Origin of the sequence: Embleya hyalina (assembly GCF_003967355.1) — a bacterium.
Taxonomy (GTDB): Bacteria; Actinomycetota; Actinomycetes; order Streptomycetales; family Streptomycetaceae; genus Embleya; species Embleya hyalina.
Genome location: NZ_BIFH01000020.1, coordinates 203,903 through 228,372 on the forward strand (window position 1 = coordinate 203,903; position 24,470 = coordinate 228,372).

Annotated in this window: 22 protein-coding genes; 6 read left to right on the plus strand and 16 right to left on the minus strand. The window is 72.9% G+C overall.

The window, feature by feature from the left end:
- Nucleotide 1 precedes the first annotated feature (1 nt).
- The 5 genes from EMA17_RS51870 to eccB all read right to left on the minus strand — a co-directional run bounded on the left by EMA17_RS51870 (nt 2) and on the right by eccB (nt 4,655).
- The gene (locus EMA17_RS51870) at nt 2-583 is read right to left on the minus strand and encodes a hypothetical protein (RefSeq protein ID WP_160161476.1); all 582 of its coding nucleotides are present in this window, start codon (nt 581-583) and stop codon (nt 2-4) included.
- A gap of 104 nt (nt 584-687) precedes the next feature.
- A complete protein-coding gene (mycP, locus tag EMA17_RS19940; RefSeq protein WP_126638426.1) occupies nt 688-1,944 on the minus strand; it encodes a type VII secretion-associated serine protease mycosin in 1,257 nt (418 codons plus the stop codon).
- 226 nt (nt 1,945-2,170) lie between these two features.
- Nucleotides 2,171-2,458, minus strand: coding sequence for a WXG100 family type VII secretion target (locus EMA17_RS19945; RefSeq protein WP_026218771.1), 288 nt, complete (start codon nt 2,456-2,458; stop codon nt 2,171-2,173).
- Nucleotides 2,459-2,594: 136 nt separating this feature from the next.
- Entirely contained in the window at nt 2,595-2,900 is a 306-nt protein-coding gene (locus EMA17_RS19950) for a WXG100 family type VII secretion target (RefSeq protein ID WP_020553087.1), read from the minus strand.
- Nucleotides 2,901-3,176: 276 nt separating this feature from the next.
- Complete coding sequence (gene eccB / locus EMA17_RS19955) at nt 3,177-4,655, minus strand: type VII secretion protein EccB (RefSeq protein ID WP_126638427.1); 1,479 nt, start codon at nt 4,653-4,655, stop codon at nt 3,177-3,179.
- Nucleotides 4,656-4,822: 167 nt separating this feature from the next.
- On the opposite strand from eccB, the gene eccE reads away from it, so the two are divergent.
- The 3 genes from eccE to EMA17_RS54155 all read left to right on the plus strand — a co-directional run bounded on the left by eccE (nt 4,823) and on the right by EMA17_RS54155 (nt 11,105).
- A complete protein-coding gene (gene eccE, locus EMA17_RS19960; RefSeq protein ID WP_246126774.1) occupies nt 4,823-6,109 on the plus strand; it encodes a type VII secretion protein EccE in 1,287 nt (428 codons plus the stop codon).
- A gap of 40 nt (nt 6,110-6,149) precedes the next feature.
- Nucleotides 6,150-6,980, plus strand: coding sequence for a hypothetical protein (locus EMA17_RS19965; RefSeq protein ID WP_126638428.1), 831 nt, complete (start codon nt 6,150-6,152; stop codon nt 6,978-6,980).
- A 204-nt stretch (nt 6,981-7,184) separates the two neighbouring features.
- Entirely contained in the window at nt 7,185-11,105 is a 3,921-nt protein-coding gene (locus EMA17_RS54155) for a MinD/ParA family ATP-binding protein (RefSeq protein WP_246126775.1), read from the plus strand.
- Nucleotides 11,106-11,157: 52 nt separating this feature from the next.
- Here the strand turns inward: EMA17_RS54155 and EMA17_RS19975 are convergent, their stop codons facing one another.
- From EMA17_RS19975 to rimP, 9 genes are all read right to left on the minus strand, one after another.
- On the minus strand, nt 11,158-12,108 hold the full coding sequence (locus EMA17_RS19975) for a bifunctional riboflavin kinase/FAD synthetase (RefSeq protein ID WP_126638429.1): 951 nt from the start codon (nt 12,106-12,108) through the stop codon (nt 11,158-11,160).
- A 234-nt stretch (nt 12,109-12,342) separates the two neighbouring features.
- Nucleotides 12,343-13,236: a tRNA pseudouridine(55) synthase TruB gene (gene truB / locus EMA17_RS19980; RefSeq protein ID WP_126638430.1), complete on the minus strand. Its 894-nt coding sequence runs from the start codon at nt 13,234-13,236 to the stop codon at nt 12,343-12,345.
- On the minus strand, nt 13,233-14,363 hold the full coding sequence (locus tag EMA17_RS19985) for a DHH family phosphoesterase (protein ID WP_246126776.1): 1,131 nt from the start codon (nt 14,361-14,363) through the stop codon (nt 13,233-13,235). The genes truB and EMA17_RS19985 overlap by 4 nt, the downstream gene beginning before the upstream one ends.
- Nucleotides 14,360-14,854, minus strand: coding sequence for a 30S ribosome-binding factor RbfA (gene rbfA, locus EMA17_RS19990; RefSeq protein ID WP_126638431.1), 495 nt, complete (start codon nt 14,852-14,854; stop codon nt 14,360-14,362). The genes EMA17_RS19985 and rbfA overlap by 4 nt, the downstream gene beginning before the upstream one ends.
- Nucleotides 14,855-15,020: 166 nt before the next feature.
- A complete protein-coding gene (locus tag EMA17_RS19995) occupies nt 15,021-15,314 on the minus strand; it encodes a DUF503 domain-containing protein (protein ID WP_078977441.1) in 294 nt (97 codons plus the stop codon).
- 224 nt (nt 15,315-15,538) lie between these two features.
- Entirely contained in the window at nt 15,539-18,712 is a 3,174-nt protein-coding gene (gene infB, locus EMA17_RS20000) for a translation initiation factor IF-2 (protein WP_126638432.1), read from the minus strand.
- A 98-nt stretch (nt 18,713-18,810) separates the two neighbouring features.
- Nucleotides 18,811-19,179 carry a YlxR family protein gene (locus tag EMA17_RS20005; RefSeq protein WP_126638556.1) on the minus strand — a complete coding sequence of 123 codons (369 nt, stop codon included), beginning with the start codon at nt 19,177-19,179 and terminating at the stop codon, nt 18,811-18,813.
- Between the two features lie 8 nt (nt 19,180-19,187).
- Complete coding sequence (gene nusA, locus EMA17_RS20010) at nt 19,188-20,210, minus strand: transcription termination factor NusA (RefSeq protein ID WP_078977439.1); 1,023 nt, start codon at nt 20,208-20,210, stop codon at nt 19,188-19,190.
- 3 nt (nt 20,211-20,213) lie between these two features.
- On the minus strand, nt 20,214-20,780 hold the full coding sequence (rimP, locus tag EMA17_RS20015) for a ribosome maturation factor RimP (protein ID WP_126638433.1): 567 nt from the start codon (nt 20,778-20,780) through the stop codon (nt 20,214-20,216).
- A gap of 232 nt (nt 20,781-21,012) precedes the next feature.
- Here rimP and EMA17_RS20020 point away from each other — a divergent pair, with 232 nt between their 5' ends.
- Genes EMA17_RS20020 through EMA17_RS20030 form a run of 3 tightly spaced genes read left to right on the plus strand, consistent with a single transcriptional unit; the run spans nt 21,013 to nt 22,879 of the window.
- Entirely contained in the window at nt 21,013-21,483 is a 471-nt protein-coding gene (locus EMA17_RS20020; protein ID WP_126638434.1) for a hypothetical protein, read from the plus strand.
- Nucleotides 21,480-21,965, plus strand: a complete 486-nt coding sequence (locus EMA17_RS20025) for a ferritin-like domain-containing protein (RefSeq protein ID WP_126638435.1) — start codon at nt 21,480-21,482, stop codon at nt 21,963-21,965. Before EMA17_RS20020 ends, EMA17_RS20025 begins: the two co-directional genes overlap by 4 nt.
- The gene (locus EMA17_RS20030) at nt 21,962-22,879 is read left to right on the plus strand and encodes an aminoglycoside phosphotransferase family protein (RefSeq protein ID WP_174861398.1); all 918 of its coding nucleotides are present in this window, start codon (nt 21,962-21,964) and stop codon (nt 22,877-22,879) included. Before EMA17_RS20025 ends, EMA17_RS20030 begins: the two co-directional genes overlap by 4 nt.
- Nucleotides 22,880-22,943: 64 nt before the next feature.
- Here EMA17_RS20030 and EMA17_RS20035 read toward each other — a convergent pair whose 3' ends face one another.
- The gene (locus EMA17_RS20035) at nt 22,944-23,471 is read right to left on the minus strand and encodes a GNAT family N-acetyltransferase (RefSeq protein ID WP_126638436.1); all 528 of its coding nucleotides are present in this window, start codon (nt 23,469-23,471) and stop codon (nt 22,944-22,946) included.
- A 64-nt stretch (nt 23,472-23,535) separates the two neighbouring features.
- Nucleotides 23,536-24,393, minus strand: a complete 858-nt coding sequence (locus EMA17_RS20040; protein ID WP_371863021.1) for a GNAT family N-acetyltransferase — start codon at nt 24,391-24,393, stop codon at nt 23,536-23,538.
- Nucleotides 24,394-24,470: the final 77 nt, after the last annotated feature.

A 24,470-nucleotide genomic window follows, 5' to 3' on the forward strand; every position in this document is an offset into this window, starting at 1 on the left:
TCTAGGACGCCCCGCCGAACATCGTCTTCAATTCGGTCTCGTTGTCCCGATACTTTGTCCGAGTGCGATATATTTTGTCGGCAGCCGCCTGGGATCCATTCGCCAGTCGCATTATTGCCGCCGACCACTCCCGGCTCAGTTCGCCCATCTGGAATCCGGTCCTGAACCCCGGCGTCCCGGGCGGTGGGCCATGACCCACATCTCCACTCACGGCCTTGAGATCCTGGCCTATGGAAACCGCTCTGGCGGCCGCGGGAGCAAGTTTTTCGATATCTACCGTGAAGCTGTTCCCCGGAGAGGAAAGGACCGGAGACATGGTCTCGGGTAAGGCAGGGCGCGCTTCGGAGCCGCTGAGAATCTGATTCATCCCGGGCCCGTTCCATTCACCGTCCGGGTTGTCGGCGAACTTGGAGCCGCCATCGAACAGAGCCGGATCGGCACCTCCCGGAACCACGGGTGGCCGAGGCGCGGGCGGAGCAGAGAGGAGTGGATTCGCAGGCGGGCGGGCGGCCGGGTCGGTGCGAAAATATTCGGGCGAGAGAACCCGGTTTATATTCGTGTCCGGGATGCCGTGCTCAGCCATTCTCACTCCGATGATCGGGGGTAAAGGAACCGCTTGGCGTGCCGACGACGATTCCGGCAGGGTCGAGCGGCCTTGGAGCCGAGTGCCGAGTGCCGGATGCCGGTTCAGGGGGTCGGGGGGCGGTTGCGGGCGTCGCGGATGACGATGGCGCCGCAGATCACCACGATCGTGAGGCCGATCGCGACGAAGAGGATCACCGAGGCCTTGCGGCGGTCGCGGTCGGCTCGGGAAGGGCCGTGGGCCAGCGGGGCCACGTTGACCAGTTCCGTGCTGCGGTCGACCTTCGGGTCGGGGACCGGGACGGAGCCGGGAACCCCGGTGAAGGCGAGGGCGCGCAGGGGGTCGACCACGCCCCAGCCGACGCCGTCCACATGGCCCGGGGCGGTGCGCTGGGCGGTCTGTTCGATCAGGGTGATCACCTGGGCCGCGGTGTAGTTCGGGTGCGCCGAGCGGATCAGCGCCGCGACGCCCGCCACGTACGGCGTCGCGAACGAGGTGCCGTCGCCCCGGCAGTGGCCGCCCTTGGGGACCGTCGACCAGATGTCCACGCCGGGCGCCATCACGCCCACATACGGCTTGTTCTGCGAGAACGGCGCCCGCTCGTTGTTGCGGTCGGAGGCGCCTACGCCCAGCACGCCCGGATACTTCGCGGGCCACGAGTCGAGGTTGTCCTTGTCACCGGAGTTGCCGGCCGCGGCCACCACCACGACCTGCTTGGCCAGCGCGCGCTGGATCGCCTCCCGCAGCTTCGCGCCCGGCTCCTGCCCGCCCACGGTGTCCTGCGAGATGTTGATCACCGAGGCGCCCCCCGCCACCGCGAAGTCGATCGCCTGGGCCAGGGTGTCCTCGTTGCCCTTGGTCGCGTCGCTGCCGCCGTTCTGCCGGATCGGCAGCAACATCGCGTCGGGCGCGATGCCGGCGAAGCCGGTCTCCAGCCTGGGGGTGAGCCGCTCCCCCGGGCGGGCCGCGATGATACCCGCGGCCATCGTGCCGTGGCCGTGGGTGTCGTCGGTGCCGTTCGCCTTGTCGTCGAAGAAGTCCTTGCCGGCCACGATCCCGGGCGCCAACTGCGGGTTGTCGTCGTCTATCCCGCTGTCGATCACCGCGACCGTGACACCCCTGCCGGTCGCCTTCTGCCACAGCTCGTCGAGCAACACCCGTTGCAGCGGCCACGGTTTGCCGGGCATCGGCTTGGACGGGTACTGGCAGTCGCTCCCCGCGAGCAGCGCGGTGTCCACCCGGACACGGTGCGCCGAGTCCGCCGAGGCGTCGCCCGCCGCCCCCGCGCCCACCGATCCGGCGGGAAGCACCAGGCCCAGCGCCAGAAGGGGTGCCGCCCACCGTCGCCGCACGGGTCGCATCGGTTCGTTCGCCTTCCGGATCACCGTCCGCCCGGCCCCGGTCCACCGGGCGGGGCGGTTCGTCTTCTGGGTGTCCCCGGCCCCCGTAAGACCGATGACGGACGCGGGAGGAGGCGGGCACGAGCCCGCCTCCTCACATCACGTCACTCGTTCACACACGCGCCAACGCACACACGCACGCGCGCACTTCGCCGACGACGCACCGCGCCGAGGAACGAAGCCGCGACTAGTGCCACATCTTGGCGTTCGACGCCTCGGTCTGGCGGTACGCGTCGGCCGCGCGCATCAGGCCGTCGGCGATGCCGTTGAGCGCGTCCTGCAGTCCCTGCGCGTTCTGGTCCCAGCTCGCCTGCTGGACGAGGTAACCCTCGCGGGCGTCACCGGACCACGACTCGGTGACCGGCGAGATGTCCCGCTTCAGACCCGACTGCATGTCGGCGAGACGGGCGTTGAGGGCACGAATATCGGCTGCGGCCTGTTCGAGCGCGGCGAAAGTGACAACTACCTGCGACATGCTTTCTCCCCAGTGTCGGATGACGGGCGTACGACCGGGGCATCGCCCCGAGCGCCACGAGAGCGGACTCGACCGTCGGCGACGGGGGCGACCAGGCGCACGGCGACGACGGCACGAATCCCGGAACGAACCTCGGTCAGAACATCAACTTCGAGATGTTGCCGGACACCGTCGTCTCGGTCTGGTCGTACGAGTTGGCGTTGTGGCCCATCGCCCCGGAGATGGCGTCCAGAGCGCGCTTCACCCCGAGCGCCTTCTGTACGGCCTGCTCCTGCAGCGGGTCGAACTGGTTCCTGGCAGCGCCCTGCCATTGACCCTCGATCGCGTCGACCTTGCGGTTCATCTCCTGGATGGCCGCCTCGAGGTCGGTCGCGACACCCTGAACCTTCTTCGACAACTCCGCCAACATCTGCGGAGTGATCTTGAACGCTTCACCTGCCATGTTTCACCATCCCCCATGAGACAGACGTGCGCGAGGGAAGGTTCGTGTCACCCGTGTCGGGTGCCCCCGCACCAACGTCACCGTTGCGACGTCGTGGGAACTCTAACCGCAACCCCGGACGCCGCCCAAGCGACGCACTACGCAAGGTTACGGAACCTTGACCCGGTCGATACCACTGCGGGTCTTGTGCAATGCGCAGGTCTTCAGTGGTGCTTTCGGGTCGGTTCGTCGCCTCACACGACTCTCTCGACGCTACCCCAACTCTCGCACCCAGGCTCAGGAACCCTGTGGCTTTTTGGCATCGACCGTACTCAATTGCGGCCCCCGCGACACCAGTTCCGACCACGCCCGAGGCAACGCCTTGACCTCCACACCCTTGTACCCCAGACGCTGCTTCGCCTCGCTCTCCTGCCCGGACTGCGCCTGCGCACCGCCGGTCTGCGCCTCCTCCGGCACGCTGTAGCGCAGTCCCGAGTCCGCCACCAGATACATCGGACCGCCCTCCCCGGGCGTACCGGTGACCTCCCGGTACAGCGCCCCCGCGCCGGGCTTGACCCACACCCCGCCCATGCCGTCGACCAGTTGCTCCGGCGACCGGGTCCCCGCGGACTGCGTGGTCACCGGCTGCGTTCCGCGCCAGTCGTCGGCGAAGGTGTTGCACACCACGTTGCGCGGCAGTTCCAGGTCGTTGCGGGACATCCGGTTCATCGGGGTCGGCGGAATCTCCGGCCACCCCTTGTCCGCGGCGTAGGTGCGGTCCTGCACCACGGCGGTGCCGAGCGTGCCGATGTTCACCGGGAACGCGTTCGGCGTCGTGTTGCCGTACGCCTCCTTGACCCTCGGGTTCGTGGTGAGCAGAACGGCGGTCAGCTCGCTGATCGGCATCACGCCCTCCCTGGTGACCACGTAGTTCTGCCGCTGGGCACCACCCTCGGCCCGCAGCACGATGCCGATCCTGTTGTACTCCGTGGCCAGCGGCAGCGAGGTGGGCTTGCCGTAGTCGGCCGGCAGCGGGTGGTCGATCACCCCGCCGTCGATCAGCGTGGCCAGCCACGAGTCGCTCATCGGCTGCGCCGGTATGCCGACCAGGTTGAGCGCGCCGATCACGGTCGGCGCCTCCACCGCGTAGCGCTTGCCCTGGTAGACGAGGTACTTGCGCTGGTTGCGGTCCTGGACGAACAGCCCCTGCCCGGGGACGAGCGGCCCGTCCGCCGGGGCCGCGCCGATGAACACGCTGCGCTGCGGCTCGCCGGCCGGGTCGGGCCGACCGTCCTTGCCGATCGCCGGACGCTCGCACACGGTCCAGGACTTGCGCCCCCGGATCTCCTTGGCGGTGGGCAGCCGATCCGGCGCGTTCGGAATACCCAGCGGCGCACCGTGACTCACGCTGTTGAGCTGCTTCTCCGGCACCATGTTGACCTTGAAGTTGCCCGGGTCCAGGAGCAGTCGGCCCGACGCGATGTTGAGCACCGGGTGCAACTTGCCGTCGAGGAAGACGTATCGACTGGCCGAGTCGCGGCCCACGATCAGACTGCTCTTGTCCTTCCAACCGGGCGGCGTCCCGGGCTTGATCAGACCGACGACCCCGAACCCGGCCAGCACCAGCATCGCGACCACGATGCTGGGCGTGACCATCCGCATCGGCTTGGGGGCGTTCTCCTCGGTCCCACCGCCGGGAGCGGGTTGCAGGAAGGCCGCGACCATGCGGCGGCGCGCGAAGATGTACGCCTCAAGTTGCTCGCGGCGCGATGCCATCGTTCTCCCCGTGATCGACCGAACGCTCCGGCTGACGGTTCTATCACCGTCGCGGTCGCAGGGTCGCGGCCAGACCCCCGGCCCCGTACCGTACGGTGTGCCGCACCCGTTGTGACAGTCGGGCGACGGCGTACGGGGACAAGTCGTGACATGGGGGATCTACAAACGTGGCCGCACCCGCGCCGGTAGGGACGCATCGGCAGACCCGCCCACCCGCACCACCCGACGGGACGTCACCACCGACGCCGCCCCAACGCGCCTCGCTGCGGGTACATCCGCGCGCGGGCCGGATCGGCGGCGTGCTGGTCCAGCAGATCGTACTGATCCAACTCGCGGTGCTGCTGGTCGCGATCGGCCTGGCCACGAACCCCGTGGCGCTGATCGGTCTGGGTGCCGTGGCGATTCTGCTGGTGCTGCCCGCGCTCGTGCGGCTGCGCGGTCGGTGGCTCGCGCAGTGGTTGCCGATCGTGTACGACTTCCGCCGCAGGCGTCGGATGCCGGCCGTGCCGGACGACGCGGACCCGGTCCTGGTCCCGGTGTTGGAGTGCGCGCCGCGGTTGGCCACCACCTCCGTCACCGACCGCGACCGCCGCTCGATCGGCCTGATCGGCGACGGCACCTTCCTCACCGCCGTATTGCTGGTCACCTCGCGCGACGAACCGCTGCGCCCCTCGCGGGCCCAACGCCCGCTGCCGCTGCCCGCGATCGTGAGCACGCTCGACGTGGACGACGTGACGCTGGCCTCGGTCCAGGTGGTGCAGCACACCCAGCCGGCACCGGCCACCCACCTGCCCGAGGAGGCGCTGGCCACCCGCTCGTACCGGCAACTCGTCGAGCAGGGCCTGCACGACGTGCCCGCGCTGCGGTTGACCTGGATCGCGCTGCGCTTCGAACCCGAGCTGTGCGCGGGCGCGGTGGCCGCGCGCGGCGGCGGCGAGGAGGGTGCCCAGCGGGCGCTGCTGCGCGCGGTCAACCAGCTCGCCGGCAACCTGACCGGCGCCGGTTTCGAGGCCCGGGCCCTGGACGAGGCCGAGTTGGTCCAGGCGCTCGCCACCTCGTGCAGCGTGAACCGCACCACGCGCCAGTACGGGCGCGGCGGGCGGCGGACCACCGAGTCCAGGCGCGCGTGGCGCTGCGACGACCGGTGGCACACCACGTATTGGGCGAACCGCTGGCCGCAGCTGACCCAGGGGCGGACCTCCGACCTGGTGGGCGCGCTCACCGCGACCCCGGCGATCGCCACCACCTTCGCGCTGACCGCCACCCACGGGGTGGGCGGGACCACCGCGCTCACCACGCACGTGCGAATCGCCGCCCGCTCCGGCAGCGAACTGGCGGACGTGACCCGACAACTGGAGCGCCGGGCACGGTCCGAGCGGATCGGGCTGACCCGGCTCGACTGGGAGCAGCAGCCGGCCCTGCTGGCCACACTGCCGCTCGGCGGCCTGTCGTGACGAAGCGTCACATGTGCCCGCGTACGGGGAGGATCCATCTGTGAGCACGACCAACACCGGCCGCGGCCGACGCCGGGCGCCGAACGGGCGCAATCCGGCCCCCATTCCGACGCCGACGCCGAATCCGACCCCGGGGTCCGGCACCCCCGCCCCGCGGCCGGCGCGGCGCAAGGGCCTGGCCCGGTTGATCGGCCCGCGCCACGAGCGGCATCTGCTGACCGCCGCCCAGTTGCCCGCGCTCGGCCTGCCGGTGGGCGACGACGGCGTGGTGATCGGGGTCGACGCGGATCGTGATCCGGCGGTCCTGGGCCTGTTCCGGCCCGAGCCGCTGGAAGTGGCGTTCGTCGGCGGCGCGTACGTGGTGCAGATCATCGCGCTGCGGGCGGCGGCGATCGGCGCCCGGGTGGCGATCGAGTCCGGCCGCCCGCAGCTGTGGTCCGCGATGGCCCAGGCCGCGGGCGGCGCGCAGCCGTGCGTGACGGTGCATCAGGTGGGTCGGCTCGGCCCGCAGGGCCCCACCCCCGGCAGCCCGGTCCTGGTCGTCCGCGACTGCGGCGCCCGACCGCCGCGCAATCGGCTCGCGCCGGCCGCCTGGCAGACCACGCTGACCCTGCTCCCCTTCCTCGACCCGGCGCAGGCCCGGCAGCGGATCGGCGCGGGCGTCGGGCTGATCGGCGTCCAGCGGGTCTCGCCGATGGAGGCGCAGGCCGCCGCGACCGTGCTGAGCCTGCCCGGCGAGGACGAGGCCGCGCTGCCCACGCTCGCCGACGAGCTGACCCTGTGGAGCACCAGGAAATCGCGCAAGTACGTGATGCTGACGCCCACTCGGGCCGAACTCGACCTGCTCGGGCCGCCGCGCCGGGTGGACTGACCCGGTGTCCGGGCGCACCGACCACGCGGTTCCGAACACCGCCTCGGCGTGAACAGTGGACGGACCGGCGACGACCGCCGACGCCGCTGACTACGCTGTGAGGCTCGTGTAGGGGGCAACCTCGACCCTGGTCGGGGTACGGCCGACGGCGGCGCCGTGTGCTCTGATGCCGAGCCGCCTCCGGACGATCGGAAGGACCACACCGTGAGCAGCGAGCAGGACGGCGCACACATCGAGGCGGGGGCGGACGAGGAAGAGGAGTGGTCGGGACCCGACTTCACCATGCCCTCGTGGTACACCCACCAGGACGGCGGCGCGCCCGCGCCACCCCCGTCCGGGGTCCGTGCGCCCGCACCACCGGGGCCGAGCCAGGCGCCCCGCTACGGCAGTGAGGACCCCACGCTCGTACCGCCCGCCCGCACGCCGGACGCGCCCGCGCCGCTGCCGTACGGAGCGGACCACGGCGGCGCGCACCCGGCCGGACCGACCGCCGGCGCCCCGGGGCCGTACGGCTCCGGCGCGCCGGTACCGCCGCCCGCCGGCCCGCCCGGAACGGGTGCCCCGACGCACGAGCCCACCCACCGACCGCCGGCCGGCGACCCCCGCGCGCACGACCCCCGCACACACGAGCCCGCGCCCCCGGCGGACCCGGCCGCCGTCGACCACGGCGCGCACCGCCCGGCCGGGCCCGGCGAGGCGCACCCGAACACCGCGCCGCCGGCGCCGTACCGCGTCGACGCGGGCGCGCCCGCGCCCCAGACCCCGCCGGCGTTCGGCGCGGGCTCGGGCTCGGGCTCGGGCGAGCCGACCGCGGTCGTCCCGCCGCAGTACACCCCGCACGAGCCCGCCGCCCCCCTGCCGTACGGCGGCCGACCGCCCGCCGCGCAGGACCGCCCCGGCCCGACCTTCGCCCCCGGCGACCAGACCATGGTCATGCCGCCGGTGATCGATCAGGACCGCCCGGGCCCGGCCGCACCGCCGTCGGTCGAGGACAACCGACCGGAACAGCCCTTCACCCCCGGCGACCCGACGACGGTCGTGCCCCCGTCGCTCGACCGGGACCACCCGGGCACGCCCGTGCCGACGGACGACCGGACGACGGCCGTGCCGCCCTCCCACGACCCGCACCGCCCGGAGCCGACCTTCACCCCGGGCGACCCGACGATGGTCGTCCCGCCGTCGTTCGACGGAGGCCGGCCCGAAGCCACTCCCCCGGCCGACGACCGCGCCGCCGTCGTCCCGCCGCCCGGCGACCCGAACCACCCCGGCCCGGCCGTCACGCCCGGCGACCCGACCGTGGTCGTACCGCCCTCCTACGACCCGGGCCGCCCGACCGCGGAGCCGGCCGAGCCCGGTCCCGCCGACCCGCCCGCCGGCGCCCCGGTCGACGCGGCCCCGCACGGCCCGGAGCACCCGGAGCCGATCGAGCCGCCCCGCCCCGACGTCGAGGCCGACTCCGCGGCCCCGGATCAGTTGCCCGCCGGTCCGCCCGGCGAAGCCGCCCCGCGGCCCGACTCCGCACCCGACCGTGCCGACGACGCGCCCCCGGCGGCGACGGACCGCCCGGACGCGTCCGCGCCGTTCGACCCGCAGGACGTGCCCACCACACCCGCCGGCGGCACGCCGATCCCCGGCCTCTCCGCCGACGGACCGGCCCCGGAGGCCCCCCAAACCAAGCCCGCCGACACACCCGCGCCGCCACCACAGGCACCGCTAGGCCACGACCGGCACCCGCAGGCGGAGCCGTACGCGCCCCACGCCGCCGAGGCGCATCCGCCCCGGGGACCCGAGGCGCCGGAGACGCCGCAGCCACCGGCCGCCGACCATCCGCAGCAGCCCCAGCCCCCCGCCCCGCCGGCCGCCCCCGCGCAACAGCCGCCCGCCGGCGCCTACCCGCCCTACGGACAACACCAGCAGCCGCCCCCGCCCCAGGGCGGGCCGCTGCCCTACCCGCAGTACCAGGGCCCCGCACACCCGGGCGCCCCGCAGCAGCCGTATCCGGGGCAGCCCCAGGGCGCGCCGACCCCCGATCAGGCGACCCGGCTGATCCCGCCGGTCACCGACGACATGGCCGCACCTCCCGGCGTCCCGCAGCAGGGCCCGCCGGCCGGCGCCCCGCCGCGCCCGATGACGCCCCCGCAGGGTTCGCCGCTGCCGCCGCCGGCCTGGACCGGCTCCGCCCCCGGCCACGGCGAGGCCTGGGGCGGCTCGGCGCCGCCGCCGACCGGACAGCCGCTGCCGCCGCCGAGCGGTGAGCCGATCGCGCCCCCGCAGCGGCAGCGCGACGAACGGTCGTGGATGCGCCGTGCCTTCGGCGGCGGCAACGACCAGGCCGCCGCACCGGAGCAGCACGGCGGCCCACCGCCGTACGCCCAGGCCCCCGGCCCGTACCAGCAGGCCCCGGGCCCGTACACCCAGGGCACCCCGCCGCACGGCGCCCCCGGCCCGCAGGCCCACGCCCCGTACCCGCAGCCCGATCCGCAGCAGGGCGGGCCCAACCCGTACGCCCAGGCGCAACCGGGTCAGCCGCCCTACGGCCAGGCACCCCCCGGCCCCCAGGGACCGGAATACGCCCAGGGCGCCCCCTACGGACAGCCGAACCCCGGCCACCAGCAACCGCCCTACGCCCAGGGCACCCCACCCCAGGGCGCCCCGGCCCCGCAGCAGCCCGCGTACGGCCAACCCCCCGCCGCCGCCCAGTCCCCCGAGGCCCAACCGCCCTACCAGGGCACGCCCCCACACGGCGCCCCGGACCCCCGGACGACACCGGGAGCACAGGAACAGCCGGGACAACCGGGTTACCCCAACCACCCCACGCCCCAACACCCCGATCCGGCCGCCCCATACGCCGCCCAACCCCCCGAGGCGCCCCAGCCCCACCACCCGGGCACCCCGCCCCAGGGCAACCCGCAGCCCCAACAGCAGTCCTGGTCCCCCGACGGCGGCGGCGCCCCGGCCCGCACCGTCGGCGGCGCCCCCCTCGGCTACACCGCGGCCGTCGAACTGACCAGCGATCGCCTGCTCCGCAAGCAACCGCAACCCCGTCGGCAGACCCCGCGCTTCCGGCTCGGCGGCAAGTCCGCCGACGCCCGCCGCGCCGAACGCCTCGAACGCATCCGCACACCCGTCCTGGGCTGCTACCGGATCGCGGTGATCAGCCTCAAGGGCGGCGTCGGCAAGACCACGACCACCACCGCCCTCGGCTCGACCCTGGCCACCGAGCGCCAGGACCGGGTGATCGCCATCGATGCCAACCCGGACGCCGGCACCCTCGGCCGTCGGGTCCGCCGGGAGACCGGCGCGACCATTCGCGACCTGGTCAACTCGATGGCCCACGTGCACAGTTACATGGACATCCGGCGGTTCACCTCGCAGTCGTCCAGCGGCCTGGAGATCCTGGCCAACGACGTGGACCCGGCGGTGTCGACCACGTTCAACGACGACGACTACCGCTCGGTGATCGACCTGCTGGGCAAGCAGTACCCGATCATCCTGACCGACTCCGGCACCGGCCTGCTCTACAGCGCGATGCGCGGAGTCCTCGACCTGGCCCACCAGTTGATCGTGATCAGCACGCCCAGCGTGGACGGCGCGACCAGCGCCAGCACCACGCTCGACTGGCTGGTCGCACACGGCTACGCCGACCTCGTGGCCAACAGCATCACGGTGATCTCCGGGGTCCGCGAGACCGGCAAGATGGTCAAGACCGAGGACATCGTGGCCCACTTCGAGACCCGCTGCCGCGCGGTCGTGGTCGTCCCCTTCGACGAACACCTGTCCGCAGGCGCCGAGTTGGACCTCGACATGATGCGCCCGAAGACCCGCGAGGCGTACTTCGAACTCGCCGCGCTGGTCGCCGAGGACTTCCACCGCACCCAGCCCGGCGAGCAACACCAGCAGTGGCAACCGCAGTATCAACAACAACCGCAGCAGCCCTATTACGGTCAGCCGCAACAGCCGCAGCCGTACCCGCAGCAGCAGCCATACCAACAGCAGCAACAACACCCGCAACAGCCGCACCCACAACACCAACAACAACCGCAGCACCCGCAACAACCACAGCCCCAACAGCCGTACTACCAGCAGCCTCCGCCCGGCGACTGGCAACCACCGCGACAGGGCTGAACGCACGAGGGCCGCCCCGGAGAAATCTCCGGGGCGGCCCTCGTCGGTTCACTCAGCCCGCGGCGTCGAGATCCGTCGCGTCGATCAACTCGCGCGCCCGCTTCACGTCCCGCGCCATCTGGTCCAGCAGGTCCTCGACCGACTCGAACCGCACGGTCCCGCGCAGGTATTCGAGGAAGTCCACGGCGACATGCACCCCGTACAGGTCCAGGTCGGTCCGGTCCAGCGCGTACGCCTCGACCCGACGCTCCGTACCGTCGAAGGTCGGGTTCGTCCCGATCGAGATCGCCGCCGGCAACCGCTCGCCGTCGATCACCAACCACCCCGCGTACACCCCGTCGGCCGGGATCGCCGTATACGGAAGCACCTCGAGGTTGGCCGTCGGGTAGCCCAGTTCACGCCCGCGCTGGTCCCCGCGCACCACCACGCCCTCGACCCGGTGCGGCCGGCCGAGCAGTTCGGCCGCGCCCGCCACGTCGCCCTCGGCGACCCGGGCCCGGACCACGGTGGACGAGAAGGTCACCTCGCCGGAGACGAACAGCTCCGGCTCGACGACGGTGAAGTCGTTCGCCACGCCCAACTCCTCCAAGAGGGCGACGTTGCCCGTCGCCTTGTGGCCGAAACGGAAGTTGCGTCCCTCGACCACCACTGCCGCGTGCAGCGTGTCCACCAGCACCTGACGGACGAAGTCGACCGCGCTCTGCCGGGAGAATTCGAGGGTGAACGGAAGAACCAGGACGGCCGCCACCCCGAGGTCCGCCATCAGCTGCGCGCGCCGATGGTGCGGCGTCAGCAGCGGCGGATGGCTCCCCGGGCGGACCACCTCGCTGGGGTGCGGGTCGAACGTGACCACGACCACGGGCAGACCGCGCTCGCGACCGATCTCGACCGCTCGGCCGATCGTCCGCCGGTGTCCGCGATGCACACCGTCATAGGACCCGATCGTGACGACGGAGCGTCCCCAATCGCTGGGGACGTCCTCCAAGCCCCGCCAACGCTGCACCGTAACCGCTCCTCGTTCTCCGTGGTGTGTCGCGGGTCCAGCCTCCCACGTACCGGCGCCCACCCGGCCCCGACCCCGCCGTGGCGACGATCACCCCGGGTCCGGGCCCACACCCGGGCGAGCCCCGGGTCCGACCGACAACCCGAGCCCACGACCCGAGCCGACAACCCGAGCCCACGGGCCCGCCCCACGGCCTCGGCTCACGAACACCGCCGACGAGCCGAGCCCACAACCTCAGCCCACGAACACCGCGAGCGGCCGGGCCACGCCCCCGCTGTTCTCCACCAGCGCCAGGAAGGTCCCATCCGGCCCGAACACACCCACCGGCCCGGACGCCTCGTCCGCCGGCAGCCGCCCGCCGTGCGAGACCGCCCGCGCCTCGTCCTCGCTCACCTCGCGGCGCGGGAAGGCCGCCGCCGCCGCGTCGGCGATCGGCAACACGCCGAAGGACTCCTCCAGCTCCTCCAGCGTGCGAGCCCGGTCCAGACCGTACGGACCGACCCTGGTGCGCCGCAACGCGGTCAGGTGGCCGCCCACACCGAGCCCGGCGCCCAGATCCCGGGCCAGTGCCCGGATGTAGGTGCCGGACGAGCAGGTCACCCGCACGTCCAGGTCGATCGTCTCGCCCTCGCGACGGGTGGCCAGCACCTCGAACGCGGAGACGGTGACCGGGCGGGCGGCCAGTTCGAACTCCTCGCCGGCCCGCACCCGCGAGTAGGAGCGCTTGCCGTCGATCTTGATCGCCGACACCTTCGAGGGCACCTGCATGATCGGCCCGGTCAGCTCGGCCACTCCCGCCGCGATCGCGGCGTCGCCCACGTGCCCGGCCGGGGTCGAGTCGGTGACCTCGCCCTCGGCGTCGTCCGTCACCGTGTTCTGGCCGAGCCGGATCGTGCCGTCGTAGCCCTTCTCGGTGAGCGCTAGGTGGCCGAGCAGGCGGGTGGCCTTCTCGACACCGATCACCAGGACGCCGGTGGCCATCGGGTCCAGCGTGCCGGCGTGGCCCACCCGACGGGTGCCGGCGATCCGGCGCAGCCGGCCCACCACGTCGTGCGAGGTCAGTCCGGCCGGCTTGTCCACGATCACCAGACCGTCGGGCGGCGGGGGTCCTGCGTTGCGGCGCTTCACGCGTCGTCTCCCGGGGTTGCCTGCGCCGGGGCGACCGGCAGTAGTGCGTCGGCGAGGAGGTCCCGGAATCGGGCCACCACCTCGGCCGGTGGATCATATGCGGTGAAGCCGGCCGCGAACGCGTGTCCGCCGCCGCCGAAGGCGGCACAGACCCGTCCCAGGTCCACCGCGCCCTTGGACCGCGCGGAGGCGCGCAGCGCGCCCTCGTCGTCCTCCTTGAGCACCAGCGCGACCTCGGCCTCGCCGCTCTTGCGGACCACGTCGATCACGCCCTCGATCTCGTCCAGGCGGATCCCGTGCGCGGCCCGCTCGGCGCGGGTGATCACCGTGGACACCAGGCCCAGTCCGCCGGCCGCGCCGGTGTCGAGCCGGGCCCCGGCGAGGGCGGCGGCGAGCACCTTGAGGTAGCCGAACCGGCAGGTGTCCCAGATCGCCCGCTGGATCAGGTCGTGCCGTATCCCCGTGGCCATCAGCCGGGCCGCGAAGGTGTGCGTCTCGGGCGTGGTCCCCACGTACTTGAACGAACCCGTGTCGGTGACCAGGCCGGTGTACAACGCGGTGGCGATGTCGGCGGTCAGCGTGGCGCCGAGCCGGGTGATCAACTCGTCGGCGAGCACCGCGGTGGCGGGCGCGTCGATGTCGATCAGGTGGTGGGTGCCGAACCGGGTGTTGGAGGCGTGGTGGTCGACCACCAGGAGCGCCCCGGCCGCCTTGGCCCTGCCCTCGAGCAGGCCGAGCCGGGCCGAACCGGCCGCGTCGAAGACCGCGACCAGCTCCGGCTCCTCGGGGACCTCGGTGTGCGGCACCAGCAGGTCCTGACCGGGCAGGAACTCCAGCGAGGACGGCACCACGAGGGGGTCGTCGCCGTAGGAGACGCGCACGCTCCGCCCCAGCTCGCGCAGCGCGAGCCCGACGGCGAGCGCCGAACCCAGCGCGTCGCCGTCGGGACTGACGTGTGCCAGCAGGGTGATGTCCTCGGCCGTCAGGAGCAGGCGTACCGCCTCGTCCCAGTCGGCCGCACCCGGCGCGGTCGGCGGCCTCGTCTCCGCGTCGGAACCACCGCCGGTCCGCGGCTTCGCTCCCGCGGCCGGACCGGAGTCCCGGTCCGCCGCCACGCCTGGTGTCAAGGTCGGTCGCCCTCCTGTGTGTCCGCCTTGGTCCGCGCCGCCGACTCGTCGTCGGAGTCGTCGGCGTCGCCCGCGGCCGGGGTCCGATAGGGGTCCGCGTCACCGGCGTAGCCGGCGCCCGCGGCGGTTGAGCGTACCGCCGCATCGGCCTGCTGTGCCCGGGCGAGGAGATCGTCGATGAGTTTGGCGCTGTCCGGAAGGGCGTCGGCGACGAACGTCAGCGACGGGGTGTGGCGCACGCCGGTCTGCCGGCCCACCTCGCTGCGGAGCACGCCCTTGGCGCTCTCCAGCGCGGCGGCGGTCGCCGCGCGCTCGATCTCGTCGCCGTAGACCGTGTAGAACACGGTCGCCTCACGGAGGTCACCGGTCACTCGTGCGGCGGTAATCGTCACGAACCCCAGACGGGGGTCCTTGATCCGGCGCTCCAAGGTCTCCGCGACCACGACCTGGATGCGGTCCGCGAGTTTGCGCGCCCGCGCGGTGTCGGCCACTGATCCTCCTGCGATTGCTCGGCATTTCGGCGGGGTTCCCCGCGCCCGGGATCACCGGGCGCGAGGCCGCTCTCGTTCTTCTTCCCTGCGACTGCGACGACCACGGCCGGGGCCGCGGTCGGGGGCCACGACCACGGCGACCGCGACCACCGTGGCCGCCGGTCCGTCAGTCGTCGTCCCCGTACACCCTGCGGCGTGCGGAGAGCAGATCCAACTCGGGCCGACCGGCGACGAGCCGTTCGCAGCTGTCCAACACCTCGGCGCACCGCTCGACGGTCGCGGAGACCACCGCGACCCCGATCACGCTGCGCCGATGCAAATCCTGATGCTCCACCTCGGCGGCGGCAACGGCATTCTTGCGCTGAAGGTCCGCCAGGATGGGGCGGATCAAAGATCGTTTTTCCTTCAACGAGTGCACATCGCCGAACAACACATCGAGGCTGATCGTTCCCACAAACATAGGCGACGGGCCTGGCCGGCCCGGGAGGCCTCGGGTCGGGGCCACCGGGGCCGCCGACGAAAAGAACCGGGCACGCACGTCGCGGCCCGGACACCACCACACTGCTCCGCGACGCGGCGGATCCGCCCGGTGCGCACCGGGCGGATCCGCCGCGTCGTCTCGGTGGGTCCGAGCGCCTTCGACCACCGGATCGGCGGCCGCAGGCGCTCGAACGCCCTACCGGATCAGCCTCGCGGCTTCTCCCGCATCTCGAACGTCTCGATGACGTCCTCGACCTTGATGTCGTTGAACGAACCGAGGTTGATACCGCACTCGAAGCCCTCGCGGACCTCGGTGACGTCGTCCTTCTCGCGGCGCAGGCCCTCGACGTTGAGGTTGTCGGCGACCACGGCCCCCTGCCGGATGATCCGCGCCTTGGTGTTGCGCTTGATCGTCCCGCCGGTGACCATGCAGCCCGCGATGTTGCCGAGCTTGGAGGAGCGGAACACCGCGCGGATCTGCGCCGTGCCCAGCTGGACCTCTTCGAACTCGGGCTTGAGCATGCCCTTGAGCGCGGCCTCGATCTCCTCGATGGCCTGGTAGATCACCGAGTAGAAGCGGATGTCGACGCCCTCGCGGTCGGCCATCGTCCGCGCCCGGCCCTCCGGCCGGACGTTGAAGCCGATGATGATCGCATCCGAGGCCATCGCCAGGGTGACGTTGGACTCGGTGATGGCACCGACGCCGCGGTCGATGATCCGCAGCTCGACCTCTTCGCCGACGTCCAGGTTGAGCAGCGCGTCCTCCAACGCCTCCACCGAACCGGAGCCGTCGCCCTTGAGGATGAGGTTGAGCTGCTGCATCTCGCCGGCCTTGAGGGCCTTGTCCAGGTCCTCCAGCGAGACCCGCTTCGACCGACGGGCCAGGACCGCGTTGCGCTCCCGGGCCGCCCGCTTCTCGGCGATCTGCCGCGCGGTGCGCTCTTCCTCGACCACGAGGAAGTTGTCACCGGCGCCGGGCACCGAGGTCAGGCCGAGCACCATGACCGGACGCGACGGCGCGGCCTCGGTGAGGTTGTTGCCGTTCTCGTCGATCATCGCGCGGACGCGGCCGTAGGCCTCGCCGACCACGATGGCGTCGCCGATGCGCAGCGTGCCGCGCTGGACCAGGACGGTGGCGACCGGGCCGCGGCCCTTGTCGAGGTGACCCTCGATCGCGATGCCCTGGGCCTCCTGGTGCGGGTTGGCGGTGAGCTCCAGCGCCGCGTCGGCGGTCAGCACGACCGCTTCGAGCAGGTCGTCGATGCCCATGCCCTGCTTCGCCGAGATGTCGACGAACATCGTGTCGCCGCCGTACTCCTCGGCCACGAGCCCGTACTCGGTGAGCTGGCCGCGCACCTTGGTCGGGTCCGCGCCCTCCTTGTCGATCTTGTTGACCGCCACCACGATCGGCACGCCCGCGGCCTGCGCGTGGTTGAGCGCCTCGATCGTCTGCGGCTTCACGCCGTCGTCCGCCGCGACCACGAGGATCGCGATGTCCGTCGACTTGGCGCCGCGGGCACGCATGGCGGTGAACGCCTCGTGACCGGGGGTGTCGATCAGGGTGATCTTGCGGTCGACGTCGTTGACCGTGGTCGCGACCTGGTAGGCACCGATGTGCTGGGTGATGCCGCCGGCCTCGCCCGCGATCACGTTCGTCTTGCGGATCGCGTCGAGCAGGCGGGTCTTGCCGTGGTCGACGTGACCCATGACGGTGACCACCGGCGGACGCGCCTCGAGGTCGTCCTCGTCGCCCTCGTCCTCGCCCCATTCGAGGTCGAAGGACTCGAGCAGCTCGCGGTCCTCCTCCTCCGGGGAGACGATCTGGATCACGAAGTCGAGCTCGGCCCCGAGGGTCTGCAGCTCGTCGTCGCTCACCGACTGCGTCGCGGTCAGCATCGAGCCCAGGTTGAACATGATCTGGACCAGTGCCGCCGGGTTCGCGTTGATCTTCTCCGCGAAGTCGGTGAGCGAGGCACCGCGCGACATCCGGACGACCCGCCCGTTGCCGCGAGGAGCCATCACGCCACCGGCGGACGGAGCCTGCATCTGGTCGAACTCTTGACGACGCTGACGCTTCGACTTGCGCGCGCGGCCCGGACGCCCACCGGGACGACCGAACGCGCCCTGCGTGCCGCCGCGACCACCCGGGCCACCACGACCGCCGCCGCCGGGACGACCGGCGAAGCCGCCGCCGCCACCGGGACGACCCGGAGCGCCGCCGCCGCCACCGCCGGGACGGGGACCGCCGAAGCCGCCACCGCCACCACCGGGACGACCGCCACCGCCGCCGGCACCCGCCGGACGACCGCCGCCGCCACCGGGACCGGGACGACCGGGCGCACCGCCCGGACGGCCGGGACCACCCGGGCCACGCGCGGGCGCCGGACGGTTGGGCATCATGCCCGGGTTGGGACGCGGGCCACCGGGGCCCGCGCTACCGCCCGGACGCGGACCCGCGGGACCACCCGAACCACCCGGACGCGGGCCGGCGGCCGCAGGACCCTGCGGACGCGGCGGCATGCCGCCCGGGCTGGGGCGACCGCCGCCGGCGGCCTGCGGCCGCGGCATGCCGGTGCTGCCCGAGGTGAAGGGGTTGTTTCCCGGACGCGGGCCGGCGGGACGCGCGCCACCCGGACGGGGGGCACCACCCTGACCGGGACCACCGGCACGAGGACCACCGGCGGACGGTGCGCCGCCGGTACGCGGACCGGACGAACGCTCGCCGCGCTCGGGACGGTCACCACGCTCGGGACGACCACCGGGGCCGCCCTGACCGGGACCACCCGGACGCGGACCCGGACGGCTGCCCGCCGCCGGACCCGAGGAGGCCGCGGCGGGACGGTCCGAACGCGGACCACGCTCGGCGGGACCGCGGTCGCCCTGGCCACGCTCGGCCGGACCGCGGTCGCCGGGACGCGCGGCCGGACGCGGACCCGGAGCGGGCGCGCCGCCCGGACGCGGACCCGACTGTGCCGCGGGACGCTCCGCCTGACGCGGGGCGGCCGGAGCCGCCTCCGCGGCCGGCGCGGCCGGCACCACGGGCGGGGCGGTGCTGCCCTGGGGGGCCGGGCGCGGCGTCGGGCGCGGGCCCGGCGTCGGCGCACCCGCCGGGCGCGGGCCCGGAGCGGGGGCAGGACGCGAGGCGCCCTGCGGGGAGGGGGCACCCTGCGACGCACCGGGCGAGGCCGGCGGACGCGGGGCGCGGCGGGTGGGCCCGCCTTCCGTCTTGAGTGCTTCCGTCAATTTGCGAACAACCGGCGCCTCGATCGTCGAGGACGCCGAACGAACGAACTCACCGAGTTCTTGGAGCTTGGCCATGACGACCTTGCTCTCGACTCCGAACTCCTTGGCGAGTTCGTATACCCGGACCTTTGCCACGTCGCTCCTTCTGGTCCGGGGTTGGTCGTCCGCCGGACCGTCACTACCGCATGTCTGTACTCATCGCGTACTCATCGAGTGCTCATCGCAATCTCGACCTACTTCCGACTCGCGAGGTACCGCTTCGCTGGACCTGTCCGACCGACCTCTGACAACCCATCACCGCTCAAAAAAGCACGCAGTGGTGCCGAGTCCAGCGGCCCCGGCACGCGCAAAGCCCGAACGAACGCCTTGCGGCGCTCCGCCTGGGCCAGGCACTCCGGATCGGGATGCAGATGCGCTCCCCGCCCGGGCATTCGGCCGCGGGGATCGGGGACACAAACGCCCTCGACCGCCACGACCCGCAATAGGTCGGCCTTGGCCGCACGCTGCCGACAACCTACGCACGTTCGGCACGGGGAAGCGGTGATTTTCCGCTCCTCCGACCTTGTACGAGGGCATGCTCGGGCACGCCTGCGACCAGACATGTTCAAGTCTACCGCTCCTCACCGCGGCCTGGTTCGGTCGACCGTGTCCGGTCGTCCGAATCGGTGGTCTCGGTGTCCGGCCGGATGTCGATGCGCCATCCGGTCAATCGCGCGGCAAGTCGGGCATTCTGTCCCTCCTTGCCGATCGCCAGCGAGAGCTGGTAGTCGGGCACCGTCACCCGGGCGGAGCGCGCGGCGAGATCCACGATCTCGACCTTGCTCACCCGTGCCGGCGACAGCGCGTTGGCCACCATCCGCGCGGGGTCGTCCGACCAGTCGACGATGTCGATCTTCTCGCCGTTCAACTCGGCCATCACGGCACGCACACGCGCGCCCATCGGCCCGATGCACGCGCCCTTGGGGTTGAGCCCGGCGCGCGTGGAGTAGACGGCGATCTTGGAGCGGTGGCCGGCCTCGCGGGCGATCGCGGCGATCTCGACGCTGCCGTCGGCGATCTCCGGGACCTCCAGCGCGAACAGCCTCCGCACCAGGTTGGGGTGGGTGCGCGAGAGCGTGATGGACGGCCCCTTGGGCCCACGCCGCACCTGTACGACATAGCAGCGCAGGCGCATGCCGTGCGCGTACCGCTCGCCCGGCACCTGCTCCTGGGGCGGCAGGATCGCCTCGATGCGACCCAGGTCCACCAGGACGTTGCGGTTGTCCTTGCCCTGCTGGACCACACCGGCGACGATCTCGCCCTCACGGCCGGCGAACTCGCCGAACGTGATCTCCTCCTCGGCGTCGCGCAGCCGCTGCAGGATCACCTGCTTGGCGGTGGTCGCCGCGATCCGGCCGAAGTCGTCCGGGGTGTCGTCGAACTCGCGCACGCGCTGACCGGCCTCGTCGGTCTCGGTCGCCCATACGGTGACGTGACCGCTTGCCCGGTCCAGTTCCACACGCGCCTTGGGCAGGCTGCCCTCGGTGCGGTGGTAGGCGATCAACAGGGCCGACTCGATGGCCTCGACCAGGAGGTCGAACTTGATCTCTTTTTCGCGCTCGAGCCCGCGCAGGGCGCTCATGTCGATGTCCACGTCCTACGCCTCCTCGTCCATGGTGTCGTCCGCGTCGGTGTCGTGCTCGACACCGGTGTCCTCGTCGTCCTCGTCGTCCTCTTCGGTCTCGGCGGTCGCCGCCGAGTCCTTGCTCTTGCGGTTGAACTCGACCTGCACGACGGCCTTGGCCACCTCGTCCCAGGTCAACCGCCGCGGCGTGCCGTCGACGTCCAGTTCCACACCCTCCGCGTCGCTCGCGCCGATCCGGCCGGTCACCGTGCCGCCGTCGTGCAGGTGCACCAGGACCAGTCGATCGGCCGCGCGGCGCCAGTGCCGCTCCAGCGTCAGCGGGCGGTCCACGCCGGGGGTGGTGACTTCGAGCAGGTAGGGCAGCGAGCCGAGCACGTCGCTCGGGTCGAGCACGTCGGAGACCGCGCGGCTGACCTCGGCGACCTTGTCCAGGTCGACGCCGCCGTCGGCGGCCACCATCACGCGCAGCACGCGCCGTTTGCCGGCGGGAGTGAGGGAAACTTCCTCGAGATCCACGCCCAGGGTCGATACCACCGGCTCCAGCAACTCCCGCAGCCGGTCCAACGTGGTGGTGCTCATCCGGGTGACTCCTCGGCTGCGTGTGCTGTTGTCTCAGGTGCGTCGACCGCCGGAGGGCGGGTCGGGGGAGGACAACAGTATCCGGTCCGGGAGCCATCTCGCGCACGTCCGCCCGGCGTACGCGGGTTGTCCGCCGGATGTCCGGCGGGCTCCACAGGCCCGGCCATGCGGTAGCGTCCGACACGGCCGGAGGCGGCACGGACATCACGGACGAGGTTCAGGAGCGGGACGCATGCGCGACGCGGGGCCGACGCGACGGGCCGTCCTCGGCGCCGTGACCGCGGCGACGATCGCCGCCGCGGTCGCCGGTTGCGACGACGGCGGGGGTTCGGACCAGGGGCGGCGCAAGGCCGACGACGCGGCGCGCGACCGGGCGTACGCGGCGACCGGGGCATTGCTCGCGCACTATGACGCGGTGGCCGCGCGACACGCCCCGTTGGCCGAGCGGATCCGGCCGCTGTCGGTCGAGTTGCGGCAACACCTGACCGCGTTCGCCGGTCGCGCGACACACCCCGCGCCGCCCCCCGGGGCCGCGCCCGACGACCTCGCCGCGGCGACCACCACGATCGCCGACCGGGCGCAGCAGGCCTCGGACGAGCGACTGGTCGACCTGGACCGGGTCTCCCCCGATCTCGCCCGCCGACTGGCCGCCTCCTCGGCGTGCCTGGCGGGACACGCCCAACTGCTTCGGAGCACATCGTGAGTACGCCGCGTCCGGCCCCGTCGGGGACCGCCGCCGTCGAGGTGAAGGCGTTGCGCGACGCGCTGGACGCGGAACACGCGGCGGTCTACGGGTACGGCATCGCGGGCGGGCGGCTGACCGGCGCCGCCCGGACCCAGGCGCGGACCGCGCTGGACGCGCATCGGGCCCGGCGGGACACGATCACCCGGCTGATCACCGACCGGGGTGCGACCGCGCCGCCGGCGGCGCCCGCGTACACCGTGCCCTTCCCGGTGGCCACGCCGGCGGACGCGACCCGGCTCGCGGTGTACCTGGAGGACGGGGTGGCGCTGCGTCTCGGCGCGCTGGTGGCCGCGGCCGGGGCGCCGCTGCGGGCGGAGGCTGCGGGCTGGTTGCGCGAGGCCGCGGTGTGGGGGGTGCGCTGGCGGGGGGCGAGTACGCCCTTCCCGGGGTTGCCCGAGGAAGGTGGTTCGGGAACGGCGACGGCGGGGGGCCGCACGTGAACGATCGGGTCGAGGTACCGGAACGGCTGACGCGGACCGCGCTGCGCTGGTGCGGCGAGGAGGCCGCGCGGGCATGGCTCGCGGGGCTGCCGGACACGGTCGCGGAGTACGCGGCGCGCTGGGATCTGACCGTGGAGCGGCCGATCATTCCCGGCGGCGCGCTGAGCCTGACCTTCCTGGTCCGCCGGGCGGACGACACGCCGGCCACGCTCAAGTTGGGCTTCGTGGATCGCTACACCGCGCACGAGCCGACCGCGCTCGCGCTGTGGGACGGCGCCGGCGCGGTGCGGTTGCTGGAGGCGGATCCGGCGCGCGGCGCGTTGTTGCTGGAGCGGCTGCAACCGGACGTCTCGCTGCGCTCGTTGGCGGAGGATCGGGCGATGCTGGAGGCCGCGGAGGTGGTCCGCCGGTTGTGGGTGGCCCCGCCCGCCGACTGCCCGATCGAGCCGGTCGCGGAGCGAGCCGGGCACTGGGGCGAATCGATCCCGCGGCGCCACGCGGACCTGGCCGGACCGTGCCCGAAGGCGCTGGTCGACGAGGCGGTGGCGTTGTGCGCCGAACTGGCCGCGTCGCAGCCGGAGGTCGTGGTGCTGCACACCGACTGCCACCACGGCAACGTGCTCGCGGGCACTCGGGCGAAGTGGCTGGCGATCGATCCGCGGCCGATGCTCGGCGAGCGGGCCTTCGACCTGGGGCCGCTGGTCCGGGACCGGATGGCCACGGTGGTCGCCGAGCCGCGTCCGCAGGCGCTGGTGCGGCGGCGGGTGACGTGGTTGGCGAACGCGCTGGACCTGGACCCCGAGCGGGTGCGCGGATGGGCCCTGGTGCAGGCGCTGGCACTGGGCCTGTGGTGCCTGTCGGTCGACGATCCGGCGGGCGAGGACCTGCTGTCGGTCGCGGAGTGGCTGTCCTGAGCCGCACCCGCGCGACCGGCGCGCGGCGGTGCGGTCCGGCACGGCGGGATCGGGCGCGGCGGCGTCACGCGAACGGCAGGATGGCGCCCATCACGGTGTAGGGCCGGTTGTTGCCCGGGAACAGCACCGGGCGGGCCAGGTCGACGAAGCCCAGGCCGCGGTAGAGCCGGCGCGCCGGGGTCTGCTCGTCGATCGCGGAGAGCAGGATGTGCGAGCGGTCCTGGCCGCGGCACAGCAGGCCGATCAGGGTGCGGCCGATGCCGTGCCCCTGCCAGCGCGGCAGCACGTGCAACTCGCCGACCACGAACGACTCGTCCAGCCAGGCCCGATGGCCCTCCCGGGCCAGGTGCGGCTCGATCACCAGACTCCACCACTGGTCGGTGAGGTTCGGATAGCCGTAGCCGAAGCCGACCAGGCGACCGGCGCCGTCGAACGCGCCGAGCGAGCGCACCCCGGCGAAGGTCGCGTGGCGGCGCATTATCCGCTGCCGGATCGCGATCTCGTCGTCGGCGAGCCCGAACGCGTGGGCCTGTACCTCGACCGCCTCGTCCGCGTACGCGGCGAGGTCGACGACCCGGCACGTCCACTCCATCAGCACACGCACTCCATCGGGACGAGACGGCGGCGGCGCGTCGGGACAACACGCTCGTGCCGCATCAGAACAACACGCTCATGAAGGCGCCGGTCTCGGCGAAGCCGACCCGCCGATAGGCCGCGCGGGCGGGGCCGTTGTAGCTGTTCACGTACAGGCTGGCCACGGGCGCGACCTCGGCGAGCGCGTGCCGCAGCACCGCCGCCATGCCGATCTCGGACAGCCCCTCGCCGCGCCGCTCCGGGGCCACCCACACACCCTGGATCTGGCACGCGTGTCGGGTGACCGCGCCGATCTCCGCCTTGAACACCACCCTGCCGTCCTCGATCCGGGCGAACGCACGGCCGCCGGCGATGAGTTCGGACACCCGTGCGCGATACAGCGTGCCACCGTCGCCGATCAGGGGCGAGACGCCGACCTCCTCGGTGAACATCGACACGCACGCGGGCATCACCAGATCCAGCTCGTCCGGCCGCACCCGGCGCACCAGCGGATCCGCGGGCACCTCGGCGGAGGGCCGGCCGGCGACCATCAGCGGCTGCACCGGGCGCACGTCGCGGGCGGGTCCCCAGGCGGGTTCGAGCAGCCGCCACAGACCGGCCGCCGCCTCGGCGGGGCCGACGATCGACGAACAGCGCCGCCCCTGGCGCCGGGCACGTTCGGCGAAGGAGCGTATCGCGTCGGGCCCGGCCTCGACCGGGACCAGGTTCGCCCCCGCGTAGCACAGCGAGGTGAGCAGGCCGCCCTCGTAGTAGCCCCACAGCTCGCCGCCCAGGCGCCACGGATCGACACCGGCGAGCCGGACCCGGGACGCGACGAAGACGTTGGTGACCGGGTCGCGGTCGAGCAGCGCCTGGACGGCGGACAGGTCGGTCCCGTCCAGGACCTTGGTGGAAACCGAGCTCAGCACGTGCCTCACCATGCCATCGGGCGGACCTTGGGGAAATGCCGGTTGTTGCGGCACCACCCTATGCAGGTCCAGGCCGTATGTGCCGCCCG